The following is an 18,287-nucleotide window of genomic DNA, read 5'->3' as shown; positions in this document are numbered from 1 at the left end:
AGAGACCATGCGCCTTTCGCTTCTACCTGCCTTCGTCCTGCTGCTCCCCCTGGTGGAGATCGCCGGCTTCGTCGTGGTCGGCAAGGCGATCGGTCTCTGGGCAACGCTCGGGCTCGTCGTCCTCAGTGTTGTCGTCGGCGCTTTCCTGCTGCGATCTCAGGGATTGAGCATCCTGCGGCGGCTCTCGATGGCAAGCCGCGACGGCGCAGCGCCTGCCCGCGATCTCGTGCATGGTGCAATGGTGGTGGTGGCTGCGTTCCTGCTGCTGGTACCCGGCTTCTTCACGGACATCCTCGGCCTGCTTCTCTTCATTCCTGGGGTGCGCGATCTTGCCTGGAAGTTTCTCAGCCGCCGCATCGTCATCCTGGGGTCTTCGCCGGCGTTCAATCGCTCGCGCAGCGCACCGGAAAGGCCGAACAGCTCCGGTCCCGTGGTCGATCTCGACGCCGACGATTTTCGGCGCGGCCCGAATCCAGGCTCTCCGTGGTCCGATCGCAAGCGTCTGAAGGACTGACGCCCCGGTTTCGGGCCGGCTGCCGAAGGGTTGTAAGCCCCGGCATGAAATGTTAGATGGCGACACCATTTTGAGCCGCGAGGAAGTGCCATGGCCGACGAAATCAACGGCGAGACCGCCCCCAGCCTATCTGTTCTTGCCCAGTACACGAAGGATCTGTCCTTCGAAAATCCCGGTGCGCCGCGCTCGCTGCAGTCCCGCGACAAGCCGCCGGAAATCAATATCAACGTCAACGTCAATGCCAACCCGCTGTCTGACACCGATTTTGACGTCGTGCTGACGCTGAATGCCGATGCCAAGGATGACGGCAAGACCGTATTCCACACCGAGCTGGTTTATGGCGGCGTTTTCCGGGTCGTTGGCTTTCCGCAGGAGCATATGCTGCCACTGCTGTTCATCGAATGCCCACGCCTGCTGTTCCCGTTCGCGCGCCAGATCATTGCCGACGTCACCCGCAACGGCGGCTTCCCGCCACTGATCATCGACCCGATCGATTTCGCGACGATGTTCACCCAGCGCGTTGCCGAAGAACAGACACGTGCGCAGGTCAGCTCCGTTCCGAACTAATCCTCGATCGATATGATGAGACATGTGCCCGGCTTGTCCGGGCATTTTTTATATCTATCAGGCAGAACTGTATTTCAGCCAGATGCTCTTTTCTCCGAGCTTGGCGAGCAGCGCCCGATGTGCTTCGCGCTCCAGATCGCTTACCCTGTCCGGCAGCGGAGATGGTCTCGCAAGCACCGCGACAACCACGTCGTCATTGTCCATCCGGCGATCTGAACCGCTCTGACCGCCTTTATCGGAGCTTAGACCCAAGGCTGTCTGCCGGCCGCCGATCATCTCGATATAGACTTCTGCCAGCAATTCCGAGTCTAGCAGCGCACCGTGCTTGGTGCGGTGGGTATTGTCGATGCCATAGCGGCGGCAGAGGGCATCGAGAGAATTCGGACCCATCGGGTTTTTGCGACGGGCAAGAGACAGGGTGTCGATCACCATCTCCGGCAGGATCGACGGCATGCCGAGACGCGCCAGCTCCGCATTGATGAAGCCCATGTCGAAATTGGCGTTATGGGCTATCCACTTGGCGTCGCCGAAAAATTCCAGCATCGGTCCGGCGACGTCGGCAAAGGGTGGCTTGTCGGCAAGGAACTCGTCGGTAATGCCGTGCACCGCCAGCGCGTCCGGATGGACTTTCTGGCCGGCCGGATTGACGTACATGTGAAAGGTGCGTCCCGTCGGAAAATGGTTGAACAGCTCGACGCCACCGATTTCGATGATGCGGTCTGTGCGGCTGTCGAGGCCTGTCGTTTCCGTATCGAAGATGATTTCGCGCATGTCAGCAGTCCCTGTCCGTCGTGCCTGTCCTCAGGGCGGCAATGATCGCCGCGACCTGGCTGCGGGCCGGCTCGATACCGTTGTCGGTATCGATCAAGAAATCCGCCCTCGCCCGCTTGTCGGCGTCCGGCATCTGCCGAGAGAGAATCATATTGAACTTCTCCTCCGTCATGCCCGGTCGCGCAAGAACCCTCTGGCGCTGAAGCTGTGGATCACAAGTGACGACGACGATGCGATCGACGCGATCTGTGCTTGCCGTTTCGAACAACAGCGGAATGTCGAGCACAACGATATCGGCGCCGGCCAGGGCCTGCTCACCCAGGAATGCCAATTCGCGGCGGCGCACCAGCGGATGGACTATGGCCTCGAGTGTCTTGAAGCCAGCCGGGTTCGCTGCCAATTGCCTAGACAACAGCTGCCGGTCAACGAGACCGCCTGCAACTGTTCCCGGAAAAGCCTCCTCGATCAAAGGTGCCGCCTCGCCCGCATAAAGTTCGTGCACCGCCTTGTCGGCATCGTTGACCGGAATGCCGGCATCGGCAAACAGCCTGGCCGTTGTCGTCTTGCCCATGCCGATCGAGCCCGTCAGGCCAAGCCGGATCATTTGTGCGCTTCCATATCTGCGATAACCAACTGCCGCAGACGGTCATCAACCTCTGGGCGCTGGCCAAACCACTTTTCAAATCCCGGCACCGCCTGGTGTAGCAGCATGCCGAGACCGTCGACCGTGGCGATGCCCTGCCGTTCGGCTTGGGCAAGAATTTCCGTCTTCAGCGGCACGTAGACGATATCTGTGGCAACGGCGTTCCTCGCCATCGTCGTGAAATCGATTGCTGGGGCCGGGCCTCCATTCATACCAAGGGAGGTGGTATTGATGAACAAGCCCGCCGACTGCATGACCTCGCGCAAAGCCTTTTCCGGATGGGCATGGACGCTGGGACCGAACCGGTCGGCAAGTTCGTGCGCCCGATCCAGGGTCCGGTTGACCACGTGGATAGTGGCGATGCCGCGATTGCGAACTGCCTGGATGATAGCGCGGCTTGCGCCGCCGGCGCCGAGGACGACGGCGATTTCCACCTTGTCCCACCCGGGATGGCGCGCATCGAGATTGGCGACAAAGCCGTGGCCATCGGTATTGGTGGCCATGAGTTGGCCGTTCTCCAACCACAGCGTATTGGCGGCGCCGAGCTCCTGCGCCAATTCGTCCGGCCGGTCAGCCAGCGCGAATGCCTGTTCCTTGTGCGGGATCGTGACGTTGCCACCGACGAAGCCATCCGCGCCATCCTTCAGCGATGCGATGAAGCCGGGGAAATCTCCCGGGGACACGGCGTGAGCCTGATAGCTGCCAGCGATGCCCAGTGTTTTAAGCCAGTGTCCATGGATGAGCGGCGAGCGGGAATGGCTGACAGGATAGCCTGTGACGAAGGCACGCCGGCCGATTGTTTCACGTGAATCATACATCGATTGCCTCCAGGGCCCGCAATTCGGCCAGCAGCGGCAGCATGGGAAGGCCGAGGATTGTAAAGTAGTCGCCGTCTATCCGTGAGAATAACTGTATCCCCTCGCCTTCCAGCTGATAGGCCCCGACGCTGCCGAGCGCCTTGCCGCCGACCCTGCCGATATGGCGATGGATAAAAGCGGGTGTGAGCGTCCGCATTGTCAATTCGGCGTGGGACAGGTGCTCCCAGAGGATGTCGCCATCCCTTGCGATCGCGACGGCACTGTTCAACCGGTGGGTTTTTCCCGAGAGGGCCAGCAGATGGGCCTCTGCCTCGGCGCTATCCTTCGGCTTGTGAAACACGCGAGAGCCGAGCGACATCGTCTGGTCCGAACCTATGACCAGCGAACCATGGTGGCTTTCGCTGACAGCGACAGCCTTGGCCTTGGCAAGAACCAGCGCAACAGCATCCGGGCTGGCGCCGGCTTTTTCAAGCGGTGCCTCAATGGCACGTTCGTCGATGCTGGCAGCGATGGATTCGAACCGCAGACCGGCATTTTCCATCAGCATGCGACGAAAGGGGCTGGAGGACGCGAGGATGAGTGGCGATGTCATGGGGTTGTTCCTGCGCTGTTCGGCAGACTTGCGCTTAGCGCAGCTTCGGTTTCAGGGCAACGATGGCGGCAGCCGTTTCTTCGATCGAGCGCCGGGTCACGTCGATGACGGGCCAGCTGTGCCTGGCGCAAAGCGCACGGGCATATTTCAATTCCTCGGAGATCGTCGCGCGATCCGTATAATGACCGCGATCGAAGCCGGGCGTAGTGCCGAGGATGCGATTTTCGCGAACCTGTGAAATCCGGTCGGTGGTGGCGATCAGGCCGACGATGAGAGGCTTGGTTGCGGCAGCCAGGCTCGGCGGCAGCGGTACGCCGTAGACGATCGGAATATTGGCGGTTTTGATGCCGCGATTGGCGAGATAGATGCTGGTCGGAGTTTTTGACGTTCGACTGATGCCGACGATGACGACGTCGGCATCATTATAATCGTCCGGCATCTGGCCGTCATCGTGATCCATGGTGAAATTCAACGCTTCGATGCGGGCGAAGTAATCCGCATTCATCACATGTTGGGCGCCCACCCTGCGTCGGGAAACGGCGCCGAGATAGGTCTGGAAGACGTTGAGTACCGGTTCGAGCACAGCGACGCACGGGACACCCATCGCCTTGCAGCGCTCGTCGATGAGATCGGCAAGTTCGTGATCGACGATAGTGTAGAGCACGATACCCGGAGAAGCATCGATCGCCTCGAGCACCGGCAGCAGCTGTCGGCGATTGCGGATCAGCGGGTAGACATGCTCGATTGGCTGGCTCGCCTGGAATTGGACCGAGGCCGCCCTTCCAGCAGAAATGAGAGTCTCTCCGGTTGAGTCAGATATCAGGTGCAGATGAAAGAAATTTATTCTGTTCTCCACGTTGTTTTCCGTCGTCTGTTGATAACCGGGGAGGAAAATATAATTGGGCAGCCTCATGGCGGAGGGGCTGGGATAACTGCCAAGTTGTCCACAATTGCGATTTTGCGGCTTGCTGAAAACAGAGGCTGTGAAGACTGGGGATAAAGAAGCTTCGACCGATTGTCATCCTAAGCTTGTCCACAGGATACGCAAATCTGTGGCCACGCTAAATGTCAGGGATGATTGATGAAATTCATTCAGTCCCCATATCTCGTCAGGATGCGGCAATTTTCGTCCCGACTATTTCGGAATATGGCAGTCACGGGGAGTTCGCATGGATAAGTGATAATCCTTGATAGTCACCGACTCTTAGAAATAGAAACCTTAAGAAGATCTTTATAATTTTTAGAGGGAAGAGGCATTTGACGGCAGAACGCAGGGCAATTATGAGAGTGTTGGCGGGAGAAACGCTGACCCCCCCTCCGATATGGCTAATGCGACAGGCAGGTCGATATCTCCCTGAATACAAGGCAACGAGGGCTCAGGCAGGGAGCTTTCTGGATCTCTGTTATTCGCCGGATCACGCCGTCGAGGTGACGCTGCAGCCGATAAGGCGCTATGGTTTCGATGCTGCGATATTGTTTTCGGATATCCTCGTCATCCCTGACGCCTTGCATCGGAATGTAAGGTTTACGGAAGGCCACGGGCCGCAGATGGATCCTATCGATGAGGCCGGCATTCTGGCTCTTGAACCGAAGGATGTGCTCGAGCACCTGAAGCCTGTGTTTGAAACTGTGCGGCGGCTGCGCGCCGAACTGCCGGGCGAAACGACGCTGCTCGGTTTCTGCGGGGCTCCGTGGACGGTGGCAACGTACATGATCGCCGGGCACGGGACTCCTGATCAGGCGCCGGCCCGTCTGTTCGGCTATCGCCATCGAAAGGCTTTCGAACACCTGCTGGCAATGCTCGCCGAGCTCTCTGCCGATTATCTCGTGGCGCAGATCGATGCCGGTGCCGACGCGGTGCAGATTTTCGATTCCTGGGCGGGTGTGCTCGGGGAAGCGGAATTCGAGGCATTTGCCGTGGCTCCTGTGGCGCGGATCATCGCTTCGGTGAAGGCGCGCCGTCCTCATGCGCGGATCATCGCCTTTGCCAAAAATGCCGGCTACATGCTGAAGGATTATCGCCGCAAGACCGGCGCCGATGCCATTGGCCTGGACTGGTCCGTTCCCCTTTCCTTCGCGACTGAGCTGCAGCAGGACGGGCCGATCCAGGGCAACCTCGATCCGATGCGGCTGGTGGCTGGCGGCGATGCGCTGACCGACGGGATAGACCGGATCCTGGAGCGGCTTGGCAACGGACCTCTGATCTTCAACCTCGGTCATGGCATCACGCCCCAGGCAGATCCTGAGAATGTTGCGGTGCTGGTCGACAGGGTGCGGAGTTTCAAGTTTTGACGGTCGAAAAGCAGACGGATCAAAAGGCGGGACGGACGGCACGCAGCCGCGCGTTGACTGCAATCCTCGTATTCGTGTTGCTCGCCGTGGCGCTGTTTTACTGGAACCCGGATAACCTCTATCTGTGGATCAAGGCATTGCATGTCATCGCTGTCATCTCCTGGATGGCCGGACTGCTCTACATGCCTCGGCTGTTCATCTATCACACCGATGCCGTACCGGGCTCTGCCCAGTCGGAAACCTTCAAGGTCATGGAGCAACGGCTGCTCAAGGTGATCATGAACCCGGCGATGATGCTCACCTGGATCTTCGGGCTGTACCTTGCTTGGTCGGGGTTTGCATTCCAGGGCGGTTGGCTGCATGCAAAGATTGCCCTTGTCGTGCTTCTGACTGGCGTCCATGTTTATTTCAGTCGTGCCGTCAAAGCCTTTGCGAAGGACCAGAACACCCGCTCGGCCCGCTACTGGCGGTTTGCCAACGAGGGGCCGACGTTGCTGATGATTGCCATCGTCATCCTCGTCGTGGTCAAACCTTTCGCCTAGAAAAGGCGTCATTTTAAATTTTCGCCATCGGCGACATGCCCCTTGCGGCTTCCTGCGGAAGTCGCTATTTTCGCGCATCTCATCTTCGTGGCATGTATTCATCCTGTCGCCCGCGAGTCCCCTTCGCGGTCCCGAATACGAAAACGTCGCCTTTCCCTTTCTAAAAATAGAGTAATGGTCCCTTCATGGCTGAAATGAAGCTGCAAGAACTGAAAAGCAAATCCCCGACCGATTTGCTGGCTTTCGCCGAATCGCTCGAGGTCGAAAGCGCCAGCACGCTGCGCAAACAGGAATTGATGTTTGCCATCCTGAAGGTGCTGGCCAGCCAGGACGTGGAAATCATTGGCGAAGGCGTGGTTGAAGTCCTCCAGGACGGATTCGGTTTCCTGCGCTCTGCCAATGCGAACTATCTGCCCGGGCCCGATGATATCTACATTTCGCCCTCCCAGATCCGCCGTTTCTCGCTGAAGACCGGCGACACCGTCGAAGGCCCGATCCGTGGACCTAAGGAAGGCGAGCGCTATTTTGCTCTCCTCAAGGTCAACACGATCAACTTCGACGATCCTGAGAAAATTCGCCATAAGGTTCACTTCGACAACCTGACGCCGCTTTATCCGAACGACCGGTTCCGTATGGAACTCGATGTGCCGACGACCAAGGATCTCTCTGCCCGCGTCATCGATCTCGTGGCGCCGATCGGCAAGGGTCAGCGCGGCCTCATCGTTGCCCCGCCGCGCACCGGTAAAACCGTCCTGCTCCAGAACATTGCGCACTCGATCACGGCCAATCATCCCGAATGCTATCTGATTGTCCTTCTCATTGACGAACGGCCTGAAGAAGTGACGGACATGCAGCGCTCTGTGCGCGGCGAAGTCGTGTCATCAACCTTTGACGAGCCGGCGGTTCGCCACGTACAGGTCGCTGAAATGGTAATCGAGAAGGCGAAGCGTCTCGTCGAGCACGGTCGTGACGTCGTCATCCTGCTCGATTCGATCACCCGTCTCGGTCGCGCCTACAACACCGTCGTGCCATCGTCTGGCAAGGTCCTGACGGGTGGTGTCGACGCCAACGCGCTGCAGCGCCCGAAGCGCTTCTTCGGTGCTGCACGAAATATCGAGGAAGGCGGATCGCTGACGATCATCGCGACAGCGTTGATCGATACCGGGAGCCGCATGGACGAAGTCATTTTCGAAGAATTCAAGGGTACCGGCAACTCGGAAATCGTGCTCGACCGCAAGGTCGCCGACAAGCGCATCTTCCCGGCGATGGATATCCTTAAGTCCGGTACGCGTAAGGAAGACCTGCTCGTTCCGCGTCAGGATCTGCAGAAGATCTTTGTTCTTCGCCGTATCCTCGCCCCGATGGGTACGACGGATGCGATCGAATTCCTTATCGACAAGCTGAAGCAGACGAAGAACAATCCGGATTTCTTCGACTCGATGAATACTTGATTTCAGTCGGCCGAACGTTTGCTACTTAAGGGCCGCCATGTGCGGCCTTTATGCTGGGTGGATCGATTCGGTTGCGTACCAAATGCGGTGCAACGTGTCAGAATTTGCAGATACGATCTATGCGTTGTCCAGCGGCGGCTTGCCCGCCGGCGTCGCCGTCATCCGCGTCAGTGGTAATGGCGCATTTGCGGTGGCCTCGCAGATTGCAGGGCAACTGCCTGCGCCTCGCACTGCTTCACTGCGAACGATTCGGACTCGAAACGGTTTGGTGATCGACAAGGGGATTGTCCTTCTTTTTCCCGGTCCGAATTCGTTCACCGGAGAAGATTGTGCGGAATTTCAAGTGCATGGGGGCCTCGCGGTTGCGGCTGCGATATTGGACGAGCTTTCAGCTATTTCCGGATGCAGACTGGCGGAGAATGGCGAATTTTCGCGACGAGCGTTCGAAAATGGACGGATGGACCTGCTGGAGGCGGAGGGTCTCGCAGATCTCTTAGCGGCCGAAACCGAAATGCAGCGGCGGCTGGCGATAGAACAGAGTAGCGGCGGACTTTCCGAACTGTATGCCGCCTGGGCGAACCGCATAACGCGGGCCAGGGCGCTGATCGAGGCCGAGCTCGACTTCTCGGATGAAGGTGATGTGCCAGGTTCCGTCTCAGACCAGGTTTGGGCTGATATGCTCCTGATCCGTGATGCGATTTCAGACCATTTGGCTGGGGCAAAGTTCGGAGAAATCGTCCGCGATGGGTTCCGAGTTGCGATAGCTGGACCGCCCAATAGCGGCAAGTCCACCTTGCTGAATACGTTGGCCGGTCGAGATGTTGCTATCGTCACAGAGATCGCCGGCACGACGCGCGATGTGCTTGAGGTTAATCTTGATATAGACGGCTTTCGGGTCCGCTTGTTCGATACCGCCGGCTTTCGCGAGACGGAAGATGTTGTAGAAGCAGAAGGTGTGAAGCGCGCACTTCAAACCGTTGAGGCAGCCGACCTCGTGCTCATGCTCAGGGAGATAGGCAGTCCTGAAACAGAGATTGTGGTTCACTCAGACGCGATTCAGGTGGGGACTAAAGCGGATATCCACGGGCCAGGTGAGCAATTTGATATTTGTATCTCTGTTCAAAATGGGACGGGGCTGGCGGAATTAAGGGAAAGAATTTCGACAGAACTCAGCAAGCGCTCTACTGGTCTTTCCATGGCAGTCCCCGCGAGACGAAGACATCGTGTATTGCTGGAACAAGCGATTTCAGACATCACTTGCGCATTAAATTCGTCTGAGGGACTCGATATCAGAGCTGAGCATTTGCGCGCCGCTGCTCGCTCATTGGGTCGGATAACCGGGCATGTGGATGTGGAGGATTTGCTCGGTGTAATTTTCTCTGAGTTCTGCGTGGGCAAATGATTCACGTGAAACATTCGGTGACTGCGTTGGAAACGTGTTTCACGTGAAACTTCTTGACTCCCGGTCGTTAGTCCGGAAAACAGCCTAAGCTGGAGATTACGATGCAAACGACGCGTTATGATGTAATTGTAGTAGGTGGCGGCCACGCAGGCAGTGAAGCCGCAGCTGCGGCCGCCCGCCTTGGTGCACGCACCGCACTTGTTACGCATCGCCGGGACACCATCGGCGTCATGTCCTGTAATCCTGCCATCGGCGGGCTTGGTAAAGGGCATCTCGTTCGCGAGATCGATGCGTTTGATGGACTGATGGGCCGTGTTGCCGATGCTGCCGGAATACAGTTCCGAATGCTCAATCGCAAGAAGGGACCAGCGGTGCGCGGTCCTCGCACCCAGGCAGACCGGAAGCTTTATCGCCTCGCCATGCAGGCTGAGATCGCATCGCAGGAAAATCTGGACGTTGTAGAGGGTGATGTTTTCGATATCCTCCAGCGAGATGGGCGAGTTACCGGAATCTCCCTGCGAGACGGTACGGAACTTTACTGCGGCAGCGTTGTGGTCACGACAGGTACGTTCCTTCGAGGATTGATCCATATTGGGGAGCAGAAGATCCCGGCAGGACGTATGGGCGAGGAGCCGTCGGTTGGACTGTCGGGCACGCTGGAGCGGCTTGGCATTTCGTTGGCCAGGTTGAAGACTGGTACCCCAGCAAGGCTCGATGGCAAGACGATCGATTGGACAGCAGTGGGCAGGCAGGGTGCAGATGAAGATCCGGTGCCCTTCTCGTTCATGACGGACACTATCGTCAACAGACAGGTCGATTGCGGTGTGACGCGGACGACGGCCGCCACGCACAAGATCGTTATGGATAATCTCCAGCAGTCTGCCATGTATTCTGGCCAGATTGAGGGAATAGGTCCGCGCTACTGTCCGTCAATCGAAGATAAGATTGTCAAGTTCGGTGAACGCGACGGTCACCAGATCTTTCTTGAGCCCGAGGGCTTGGACGACGATACCATTTACCCAAATGGTATTTCCACAAGTTTGCCTGAGTCAGTGCAGCAGGCCTTTATCAGGACTATTCCGGGTCTGGAACGAGTTACGATCCTACAGCCGGGTTATGCAATTGAATACGATCATGTCGATCCACGCGAACTCATTGTTTCGCTGGAAATGCGCAAGCTACCAGGGCTCTTTCTTGCCGGTCAAATCAACGGGACAACCGGTTATGAAGAAGCAGCAGCGCAGGGTTTAGTCGCTGGTCTTAACGCAGCGCGTCTTTCTGCGGGAATGGATGCGGTCCATTTCAGTCGTACGCAATCCTATATCGGCGTGATGATCGATGATCTGACATCACGCGGTGTTGCTGAGCCGTACAGGATGTTCACGTCCCGCGCAGAATATCGACTTTCGCTCCGAGCAGAGAATGCCGACGTGCGGTTGACACCGACTGCCATGGCAATCGGTTGCGTAGGTGCCGAGAGATCAGCACGCTTTACGAGCTACCTTGGGCGGTTGGAAGCTGGAAGGAAGCTGCTTCAGGACCTCACTGTCACGCCGAACGCTGCCGCGGCTTTCGGTATTCATCTCAATCAGGATGGACAACGTCGTTCGGCCTACGAGCTTTTGTCACACCAAGATCATGACCGCTCATCTCTGCAGCGCATCTGGCCCGAGCTTGCCGCGCTCGAAGCGCCTGTCGCTGACGCGCTTGCGATCGAAGCAACATACTCCGTGTATATGGAGCGACAGGCGTCCGATATCGAAAAGGTTCGACGAGAAGAAGCCATGGTTATTCCACGTGCTTTTGACTTTTCATTGCTTTCCGGTCTGTCGAATGAATTGACGCATAAATTGAAACAGGCTGTCCCAGCCAATCTTGCGCAAGCTGCGAAAGTCGATGGCATGACGCCGGCGGCGCTCTTGTTGCTCATTGCTGCCTTGACGAAGTATGCCGCGACATCGACCAGAGTGGCGTGATCTTACAAGGCTGGAGAGTCCTCATATGGAATTGAACGGTTTACGTGTTTCACGTGAAACATCCGAGCGGCTGATCACATTCAGTGCGCTCTTTGAGAAGTGGGCGAAGACAATCAATCTGGTCGCGCCATCGACACGCAATGAGCTTTGGCAGCGCCACATTGCCGATAGCGCACAGATATTTCAGCTCTATCCGAAGCCGATCCATTGGCTTGACCTCGGCAGTGGCGGGGGCTTTCCGGGAATAATTACATCGATATTCCTGGCAGAACTCGGTGACGGACATGTCGATCTCATCGAAAGCAACCGGAAAAAAGCTGCTTTTCTGCGGACTTGTCTGCGTGAGTGCGGGGGTCGAGGCAGCGTCCACTGCCTGCGTATCGAGGAAGCGCAGAACACGATTGCCAAATGCGATGCGATCTCTGCAAGGGCTTTGGGAGATCTGTCTCTTTTATTTGAATATGCATCGCCTTGGGCGGGGAAAACTGAATCCCTTAAACTTTTTCTTCATAAAGGCCGGGATTACCAACGCGAGATCGACGCTGCCCATGGTGACTGGGAGTTCGATCTGGTAAAGCATGAGAGCGTTCTTGAGGCAGATTCCGTTATCCTGGAAATTTCGAGCCTCAGACGCCGAGCTTAATCGAACCCAGGTGCGGCAATGTCAGCTCAGCGAAATCGTATCATCACCGTCGCCAATCAAAAGGGCGGGGTCGGCAAGACGACCACAGCGATTAATCTTGCCACCGCTCTCGCTGCGATTGGTGAGCGCGTCCTGATTATCGATCTGGATCCGCAGGGTAACGCCAGCACGGGTCTTGGTATCGACCGCCGCCGCCGCGAGGTGTCCTCCTACGATCTGTTGATTGGCTCCCATACCGTCGTGGAAGCTGCGGTGCAGACGGTGGTGCCGGATCTTTATATCGTTCCGTCGACGATGGATCTGCTAGGCGTCGAGATGGAGATTGCGCAGCAAGCCGATCGCGTTTTCCGCCTCAAGCGGGCGCTTTCGCAGCCTGACGCCAAACAGTTTTCCTACATTCTCATCGATTGCCCGCCGTCGTTCAATTTGTTGACAATGAACGCCATGGCAGCGGCAGATTCCGTCCTGGTTCCGTTGCAGTGCGAATTCTTCGCTCTCGAGGGATTGAGCCAGTTGCTCGAGACTGTCGATCAGGTTAGGCGCACGGTCAATCCCACCTTGGATATTCAAGGCATTGTGTTAACCATGTTCGACGCCCGAAATAATCTGGCACAGCAGGTCGTCAACGACGTCAGGACGCATCTTGGCGACAAGGTCTATCACACGTTGATTCCGCGCAATGTCCGCGTCTCGGAGGCCCCCTCCTATGGCAAGCCTGCCATACTTTATGATCTGAAATGCGCCGGCAGCCAGGCTTATCTGCAGCTGGCTTCGGAGGTGATCCAGCGGGAGCGGCAGCGCAAGATCGCGGCATAAGATTTCGTCCAGTAGAATAAGCGAGCGTATTTACCCATGAATGATGATCAATCGAAGCGCCGCCTGGGGCGCGGTCTGGCAGCCCTTATCGGTGAGATGGATCAGTCGGCGCCCGTAGGCGACGCAAAGCCGACCATCAATCCGGATCGCCTCGTGCCGATCGAATTTATCAGTCGCAACCCGAAGAACCCGCGCCGGACATTCAACGAGGCGGACCTGCAGGATCTTGCGTCCTCCATACGCCAGCACGGCATCGTGCAGCCGGTCGTCGTTCGCACCGTCTCCAGCGGTAGGTACGAGATCATTGCGGGCGAACGTCGTTGGCGTGCGGCTCAGCTTTCGGGCCTGATCGAGATCCCGGTGATCGTCCGCGATGTCGACGACAAGACCGCACTGGAAATCGCCATTGTCGAAAACGTCCAGCGAGCCGATCTCAACCCTCTCGAAGAAGCTCTCGGCTACGACCAGCTGATTGCCGAGCATGGCTATACGCAGAACGATCTCGGCGAAATCATCGGTAAAAGCCGCAGTCACGTCGCCAACTCTCTGCGGCTTCTGAAATTGCCGGAGCCTGTCAGGGACATGCTGTCGAGCGGCGCGCTGTCGGCGGGTCATGCGCGCGCTTTGGTGTCGACGTCAGACGCCGCCGGTCTTGCACGCACCATCGTTGCCAGGGGCATGTCGGTTCGTGATGCGGAGCGCCTCGCTCAGAATGATATCAAGGCCCAGAACGACCCCCGACCAGCCGGCGCCCGCAAGGACGACAAGGATTCGGATACCCTCGCGCTGGAGCGGACGCTTACCGATACGCTTGGTCTCGATGTGACGATTGCCCACAAGGGGAGCGGCGGACAGGTGCGGATTTCCTACAAGTCACTGGAACAGCTGGAAGAAATCTGCAGGCTCCTGGAGCGCCGTTAATTCAGGCCTTACGCGCAGATTGCAGCGTCGTCGCCAGCAATGTCTGCATGGCGATGCTGTCCTCGAGGCTTTGGCGCTGGCGTGTCTGGAAGATCGCGGCCTGAAGCCTGTTCATTTCGCGTCCGATCGCGTCCGATGTCCAGACGCGCAATGCGTGTTCGATCGTTGGTTTACGCCGGAAATGCAGATGCCGCCCGTGCGTCTGCAGCACCTGCGCTGCCGGTAGGCGTTTTTCATCCATTTCAGCCCTCATGACATCCAGCAGCTGAAATTGCCGCAGGCAACCCTGCAGCACGAGAAAAATCGACGTCTTCGAGGCGATGATCTTTTGAGTCGCGTGCAGAAATCCGGCCGAGTCGCCCTTGAGGATGGCATCGACCGCATCGTCGGCCGACACTGCGCTGGCATCGCCGATGATGTCGACGACATGCTGTTCGTCGATCGTGCCGAGGCCACGGCAATAGAGGGCGAGCTTGCGCACCTCGTTTCGTGAGGCGATCCGGTCGCCGCCGAGCAGTTCCAGCAGCATGTGGCGGGCAGCGGGCGTGATGCGCAGGTTTTCGTGGGCCAGTTCGTGATCGACGAGCGTGTTCAGCGCCCGGGCGTCATCTGCGTAGCAGGGAATGGCCATGATCGCACGGTTGCCGTCGGCAAGCTTGCGCAGAGCCGCGGTCTTTTTCAGATCGCCGGCCTCGACGATCAGGAAGGCCGTGTCGGGTGGATTGGAAGCGATAGCCTGAAGCCCGTCGACGACCGATTTTTCATTGGCCGCACCACGTATCCAGACAAGGCGGGCACCGCCGAACAAGCCGATGGCGTTGGTTTCGTCGATCAGACGACCTGGGTCGTTGTGGAGGTCGCCGACATCCAGCTTGACTAGCGAAAACGGGTCAGACAGATCGACCCCCGTCTTTTCGGCGATTTGTTTCGCTCGCTCGGAGACGAGGCCGCGGTCAGGGCCATAGATGACAAACAGCCGATGCTTACGGGCGGCCGTCTGCAAAAATCCCTCGAATTCGTGGGATTTTATCTCCGTCATGCGGCCGTCCTTATGGCTGGATCAATTGCTCAATGCAGCCGCGATGTCGGCACCGACGAACTGTGCGACTTCGCGGGCCGCGCGGTCTTCCGCATCGCGGATGGCGCGTTGCTTGGCAAATTCCTGCGTCGGGAAATCCACCAGCGCTACCATCGAGCGGTTGCCGGCCTTGATGACCTTGCCGTCGCTGATGCGCTTGATGACATAGGAGGCCGTTACAGTCGTACGGCCGGCCTGCGACGTATCGGACGAGGCAAGGTAGAGAACGCCGCCTGTGCCGGAGCTGACGTTCAGGCTGACCATGTATTGCGGGTTGGCAGGCTCGCCGGCGCCATGGCTGGCGATGAAGATCAGCTGGTTCCTGACCTCCTGGCCAACGCGACGCTGGGCAGCATCGGCGGCGACAGCATCGGTGAAGCCGACTGTCGCCATTTTCGCCGTCGCACCCGTGCTTTCCGCGTAGAGAGGCCGAACCTGGCAGGAGGACAGCAGGGCCGGGACCGCGATAACGGTGACCGCGCAGGCGATCCTGGCGAGCTTGGACATGAAATCAGACGACAATGTTTACGATCCTCTGTGGAACGACGATGATCTTTTTCGGCGCCTGACCATTCAACGCGCTTTGCACCGCGTCCAAGGCAAGGGCGGCGGCCTCGACGGCACTTTGATCCGCATCGCGGGCGATTGTCAATTCGGCGCGCTTCTTGCCGTTGATCTGTACCGGCATCATCACCTCGTTTTCAACGACGAGGACGGGATCGAATTCGGGCCACGGCGACGTCGCCACCATTGCCGGGCATCCGATGGCAGCCGCGCACTCCTCTGACAGGTGCGGCGTGATCGGCGCGACGATGGCGATCAGGATCTCGACGGCATCGCGAACGGCGCTGCAGAAGGCTTCGTCGCCCTCCCCAGCTGCAACCTTTGCCAGCGGTGCTGCAAGTGCGTTGACGAATTCGTAGATGCGCGCCACGGCCTTGTTGAAGGCGAGCTTGTCGTAATCGGCGCCGACCGCTTTCAGGGTTTTATGGGCTATCTGGGATACGGCCAGTCCATCGCCGGAATGAGCCGCTTTTGGCTCGACCGACTTCAGCCGGTCAGCGGCCTCCGACACCAGACGCCAGACGCGCTGGGTAAAGCGATGGGCGCCCTCGACACCGGCTTCCGACCAGATGACGTCGCGGTCCGGCGGCGAGTCCGAGAGAACGAAGAATCGCGCCGTGTCGGCTCCGTAGGAGGCGATGATATCATCGGGGTCGACGACGTTTTTCTTCGACTTGGACATCTTCTCGATGGCGCCGATCGCGACTTCCTCGCCGGAGGACAGCAACAGGGCGCGCCGCCTGCCGTCGATCTCCTCGAAGCGCAAATCTACCGGTGGTACCCATTCGCGCGATGCCCCCTCGCCGCGGCTGTAGGTCTCGTGGACGACCATGCCTTGGGTAAACAGACCCTTGAAGGGTTCCTTGACATCGACATGGCCTGTCTTCTGCATGGCACGCGTGAAGAAGCGCGAATAGAGCAGGTGCAGGATCGCATGCTCGACGCCGCCGATATACTGATCGACGGGGAGCCAGTGGTTGGCGGCAGCCTTGTCGGTGGGGTCGTTTTCCCAAGGCGCCGTGAAGCGCGTGAAATACCAGCTGGAATCGACGAACGTGTCCATGGTGTCGGTTTCGCGCCGGGCATCCTTGCCACAATGCGGACAGGCAACATGCCGCCAGGTGGGATGGCGATCCAGGGGGTTGCCTGGCAGATCGAAGGTAACGTCGTCCGGCAGCTTTACCGGCAAGTCCTTTTTCGGTACCGGAACGACACCGCAATCGTCGCAATGGATGACCGGAATGGGGCAGCCCCAGTAGCGTTGCCGCGAAATTCCCCAATCGCGCAGGCGGAAATTGACCTTGCGTTCGGCCTGCGGCGCATTGCCGATATTCGTCGTCGACAGGCGTGTAGCCACGACGTCGAAGGCTGCCGTCGTGGTCATGCCGTCGAGAAACTGAGAGTTGATCATGACGCCGTCGCCGTCATAGGCCACGTCGCCGACCGTGAAGCTCTTGGCGTCGCCATCTGCCGGCATGACGACCGGGATGACCGGCAAGTCGTACTTGCGCGCAAAATCGAGGTCGCGCTGGTCGCCCGAGGGACAACCGAAAATGGCGCCAGTGCCATAGTCCATCAACACGAAATTGGCGATATAGACCGGCAGTTCCCAGCTCGGATCGAGCGGATGACGGACGCGGATACCGGTATCCATGCCCTTTTTCTCAGCTGTCTCGAGTGCTGCAACGGATGTGCCGGCGCGGCGGCACTCTTCGCAGAACGCTTCGACGGCAGCGTCACGGCTTGCTGCTTCCTTCGCCAGCGGATGGTCGGCGGCGATTGCAAGGAACGAAGCGCCGAACAGGGTGTCCGGGCGTGTCGTGTAGACGGCGACCTCGCGCTCTTCCGTTGGAACCGGGCCGGGCACGATCTCCCAGCGGATGGTCAATCCTTCCGAGCGCCCGATCCAGTTCTTTTGCATCAGCCGGACCTTTTCCGGCCAGTGATCCAGCGTGTCGAGCGCATCCAGCAGGTCCTGGCTGAAGTCGGTGATCTTGAAGAACCATTGCGTCAGCTCGCGCTGTTCGACCAGCGCGCCCGAGCGCCAGCCGCGTCCGTCGATCACCTGCTCGTTGGCCAGCACGGTGTTATCAACCGGGTCCCAGTTGACCTTCGATTTCTTGCGGTAGACCAGTTCCTTTTCCATCATGTCGAGGAACAGCATCTGCTGGCGGTGATAGTATTCAACATCGCAGGTAGCGAATTCGCGGCTCCAGTCCAGCGAAAGGCCCATGGCCTTCAGCTGCGCCTTCATCGAGGCGATGTTCTGGTAGGTCCACTCCTTCGGATGCACCTTGTTGTCGCGGGCAGCATTTTCGGCCGGCATGCCGAAGGCGTCCCAGCCCATGGGATGCAGAACGTTATAGCCACGCGCACGCTTGTAGCGGGCCACCACGTCGCCCATCGCATAGTTGCGCACGTGGCCCATGTGGATGCGGCCCGATGGATACGGGAACATCTCGAGGACGTAGTACTTTTCGCGCGGGTCGTTGTTGTCAGTGAGGAAGACGTTGGCGTCATTCCACTTTTGCTGCCAGCGGGGCTCGGAGTCGCGCGGATTATAACGTTCGGTAGCCATGGGAGTTGTATTTCCGGATGTAATGGGGAGTTGGCGTGACCTTCATCATGAAACCAACCAAGCGTCAAGTTTGGTGGCCAACAGCATCGTCATCCGGCGTTCGAGATGGCCGAATTTCA

The 18,287-nt window shown here is 58.4% G+C and carries 18 protein-coding genes; 10 read left to right on the top strand and 8 right to left on the bottom strand.

Translation table 11 applies throughout. From position 1 onward, the window contains the following. Positions 1-7 precede the first annotated feature (7 nt). Entirely contained in the window at positions 8-514 is a 507-nt protein-coding gene (locus tag PR017_RS15625; RefSeq protein WP_111222129.1) for an FxsA family protein, read from the top strand. Positions 515-604: 90 nt separating this feature from the next. Then, the gene (gene secB, locus PR017_RS15620; RefSeq protein ID WP_111222128.1) at positions 605-1,081 is read left to right on the top strand and encodes a protein-export chaperone SecB; all 477 of its coding nucleotides are present in this window, start codon (positions 605-607) and stop codon (positions 1,079-1,081) included. Between the two features lie 57 nt (positions 1,082-1,138). Here secB and dnaQ read toward each other — a convergent pair whose 3' ends face one another. The 5 genes from dnaQ to PR017_RS15595 are packed head-to-tail and all read right to left on the bottom strand — an operon-like array spanning position 1,139 to position 4,761. Continuing rightward, positions 1,139-1,852: a DNA polymerase III subunit epsilon gene (gene dnaQ, locus PR017_RS15615; protein ID WP_111222127.1), complete on the bottom strand. Its 714-nt coding sequence runs from the start codon at positions 1,850-1,852 to the stop codon at positions 1,139-1,141. 1 nt (position 1,853) lies between these two features. After that, entirely contained in the window at positions 1,854-2,456 is a 603-nt protein-coding gene (gene coaE / locus PR017_RS15610; protein ID WP_111222126.1) for a dephospho-CoA kinase, read from the bottom strand. Further along, positions 2,453-3,313, bottom strand: coding sequence for a shikimate dehydrogenase (locus tag PR017_RS15605; RefSeq protein WP_111222125.1), 861 nt, complete (start codon positions 3,311-3,313; stop codon positions 2,453-2,455). Before PR017_RS15605 ends, coaE begins: the two co-directional genes overlap by 4 nt. Further along, on the bottom strand, positions 3,306-3,905 hold the full coding sequence (locus PR017_RS15600; protein WP_111222124.1) for a Maf-like protein: 600 nt from the start codon (positions 3,903-3,905) through the stop codon (positions 3,306-3,308). The genes PR017_RS15605 and PR017_RS15600 overlap by 8 nt, the downstream gene beginning before the upstream one ends. Positions 3,906-3,939: 34 nt before the next feature. Further along, positions 3,940-4,761 (bottom strand): pyruvate, water dikinase regulatory protein, encoded by an 822-nt coding sequence (locus PR017_RS15595; protein ID WP_111222184.1) that lies wholly within the window; start codon positions 4,759-4,761, stop codon positions 3,940-3,942. Positions 4,762-5,186: 425 nt separating this feature from the next. Here PR017_RS15595 and hemE point away from each other — a divergent pair, with 425 nt between their 5' ends. From hemE to PR017_RS15555, 8 genes are all read left to right on the top strand, one after another. Continuing rightward, on the top strand, positions 5,187-6,197 hold the full coding sequence (hemE, locus tag PR017_RS15590) for a uroporphyrinogen decarboxylase (protein ID WP_425070003.1): 1,011 nt from the start codon (positions 5,187-5,189) through the stop codon (positions 6,195-6,197). Then, positions 6,194-6,739: a protoporphyrinogen oxidase HemJ gene (gene hemJ, locus PR017_RS15585; protein WP_111222122.1), complete on the top strand. Its 546-nt coding sequence runs from the start codon at positions 6,194-6,196 to the stop codon at positions 6,737-6,739. The genes hemE and hemJ overlap by 4 nt, the downstream gene beginning before the upstream one ends. Before the next feature lie 185 nt (positions 6,740-6,924). Then, positions 6,925-8,190, top strand: a complete 1,266-nt coding sequence (rho, locus tag PR017_RS15580; protein WP_111222121.1) for a transcription termination factor Rho — start codon at positions 6,925-6,927, stop codon at positions 8,188-8,190. An 82-nt stretch (positions 8,191-8,272) separates the two neighbouring features. Next, on the top strand, positions 8,273-9,592 hold the full coding sequence (mnmE, locus tag PR017_RS15575) for a tRNA uridine-5-carboxymethylaminomethyl(34) synthesis GTPase MnmE (protein WP_111222183.1): 1,320 nt from the start codon (positions 8,273-8,275) through the stop codon (positions 9,590-9,592). A gap of 101 nt (positions 9,593-9,693) precedes the next feature. Beyond that, positions 9,694-11,568, top strand: coding sequence for a tRNA uridine-5-carboxymethylaminomethyl(34) synthesis enzyme MnmG (mnmG, locus tag PR017_RS15570; RefSeq protein ID WP_111222120.1), 1,875 nt, complete (start codon positions 9,694-9,696; stop codon positions 11,566-11,568). Positions 11,569-11,593: 25 nt separating this feature from the next. Then, the gene (gene rsmG, locus PR017_RS15565; RefSeq protein ID WP_111222119.1) at positions 11,594-12,211 is read left to right on the top strand and encodes a 16S rRNA (guanine(527)-N(7))-methyltransferase RsmG; all 618 of its coding nucleotides are present in this window, start codon (positions 11,594-11,596) and stop codon (positions 12,209-12,211) included. Positions 12,212-12,229: 18 nt separating this feature from the next. Next, positions 12,230-13,027, top strand: a complete 798-nt coding sequence (locus PR017_RS15560; protein WP_111222118.1) for a ParA family protein — start codon at positions 12,230-12,232, stop codon at positions 13,025-13,027. Between the two features lie 36 nt (positions 13,028-13,063). After that, entirely contained in the window at positions 13,064-13,948 is an 885-nt protein-coding gene (locus tag PR017_RS15555; protein WP_111222117.1) for a ParB/RepB/Spo0J family partition protein, read from the top strand. A 1-nt stretch (position 13,949) separates the two neighbouring features. On the opposite strand, the gene holA is transcribed toward PR017_RS15555, so the two are convergent. From holA to leuS, 3 genes are read right to left on the bottom strand one after another with little or no spacing between them, the layout of a single operon-like run. Further along, entirely contained in the window at positions 13,950-14,987 is a 1,038-nt protein-coding gene (holA, locus tag PR017_RS15550; protein ID WP_111222116.1) for a DNA polymerase III subunit delta, read from the bottom strand. 21 nt (positions 14,988-15,008) lie between these two features. After that, entirely contained in the window at positions 15,009-15,548 is a 540-nt protein-coding gene (locus tag PR017_RS15545; protein WP_111222115.1) for an LPS assembly lipoprotein LptE, read from the bottom strand. Beyond that, positions 15,538-18,168 (bottom strand): leucine--tRNA ligase, encoded by a 2,631-nt coding sequence (gene leuS / locus PR017_RS15540; RefSeq protein ID WP_111222114.1) that lies wholly within the window; start codon positions 18,166-18,168, stop codon positions 15,538-15,540. The genes PR017_RS15545 and leuS overlap by 11 nt, the downstream gene beginning before the upstream one ends. Between the last annotated feature and the right edge of the window lie 119 nt (positions 18,169-18,287).

Source organism: Rhizobium tumorigenes (genome assembly GCF_003240565.2).
Lineage (GTDB): Bacteria > Pseudomonadota > Alphaproteobacteria > Rhizobiales > Rhizobiaceae > Rhizobium > Rhizobium tumorigenes.
Note: the sequence above shows the minus strand (reverse complement) of the source record. Positions and strands in the feature narration are given on the sequence as shown.

What these genes read in the sequence shown, in the direction of transcription:
- mnmG (WP_111222120.1), top strand. Translation starts at nt 9,694, where the DNA reads ATGCAAACGACGCGTTATGATGTAATTGTAGTAGGTGGCGGCCACGCA.
- PR017_RS15560 (WP_111222118.1), top strand. Translation starts at nt 12,230, where the DNA reads ATGTCAGCTCAGCGAAATCGTATCATCACCGTCGCCAATCAAAAGGGC.
- rho (WP_111222121.1), top strand. Translation starts at nt 6,925, where the DNA reads ATGGCTGAAATGAAGCTGCAAGAACTGAAAAGCAAATCCCCGACCGAT.
- PR017_RS15625 (WP_111222129.1), top strand. Translation starts at nt 8, where the DNA reads ATGCGCCTTTCGCTTCTACCTGCCTTCGTCCTGCTGCTCCCCCTGGTG.
- PR017_RS15600 (WP_111222124.1), bottom strand. Translation starts at nt 3,905, where the DNA reads ATGACATCGCCACTCATCCTCGCGTCCTCCAGCCCCTTTCGTCGCATG.
- hemE (WP_425070003.1), top strand. Translation starts at nt 5,187, where the DNA reads ATGAGAGTGTTGGCGGGAGAAACGCTGACCCCCCCTCCGATATGGCTA.
- PR017_RS15605 (WP_111222125.1), bottom strand. Translation starts at nt 3,313, where the DNA reads ATGTATGATTCACGTGAAACAATCGGCCGGCGTGCCTTCGTCACAGGC.
- leuS (WP_111222114.1), bottom strand. Translation starts at nt 18,168, where the DNA reads ATGGCTACCGAACGTTATAATCCGCGCGACTCCGAGCCCCGCTGGCAG.
- mnmE (WP_111222183.1), top strand. Translation starts at nt 8,273, where the DNA reads ATGCGGTGCAACGTGTCAGAATTTGCAGATACGATCTATGCGTTGTCC.
- secB (WP_111222128.1), top strand. Translation starts at nt 605, where the DNA reads ATGGCCGACGAAATCAACGGCGAGACCGCCCCCAGCCTATCTGTTCTT.
- PR017_RS15555 (WP_111222117.1), top strand. Translation starts at nt 13,064, where the DNA reads ATGAATGATGATCAATCGAAGCGCCGCCTGGGGCGCGGTCTGGCAGCC.
- rsmG (WP_111222119.1), top strand. Translation starts at nt 11,594, where the DNA reads ATGGAATTGAACGGTTTACGTGTTTCACGTGAAACATCCGAGCGGCTG.
- coaE (WP_111222126.1), bottom strand. Translation starts at nt 2,456, where the DNA reads ATGATCCGGCTTGGCCTGACGGGCTCGATCGGCATGGGCAAGACGACA.
- holA (WP_111222116.1), bottom strand. Translation starts at nt 14,987, where the DNA reads ATGACGGAGATAAAATCCCACGAATTCGAGGGATTTTTGCAGACGGCC.
- dnaQ (WP_111222127.1), bottom strand. Translation starts at nt 1,852, where the DNA reads ATGCGCGAAATCATCTTCGATACGGAAACGACAGGCCTCGACAGCCGC.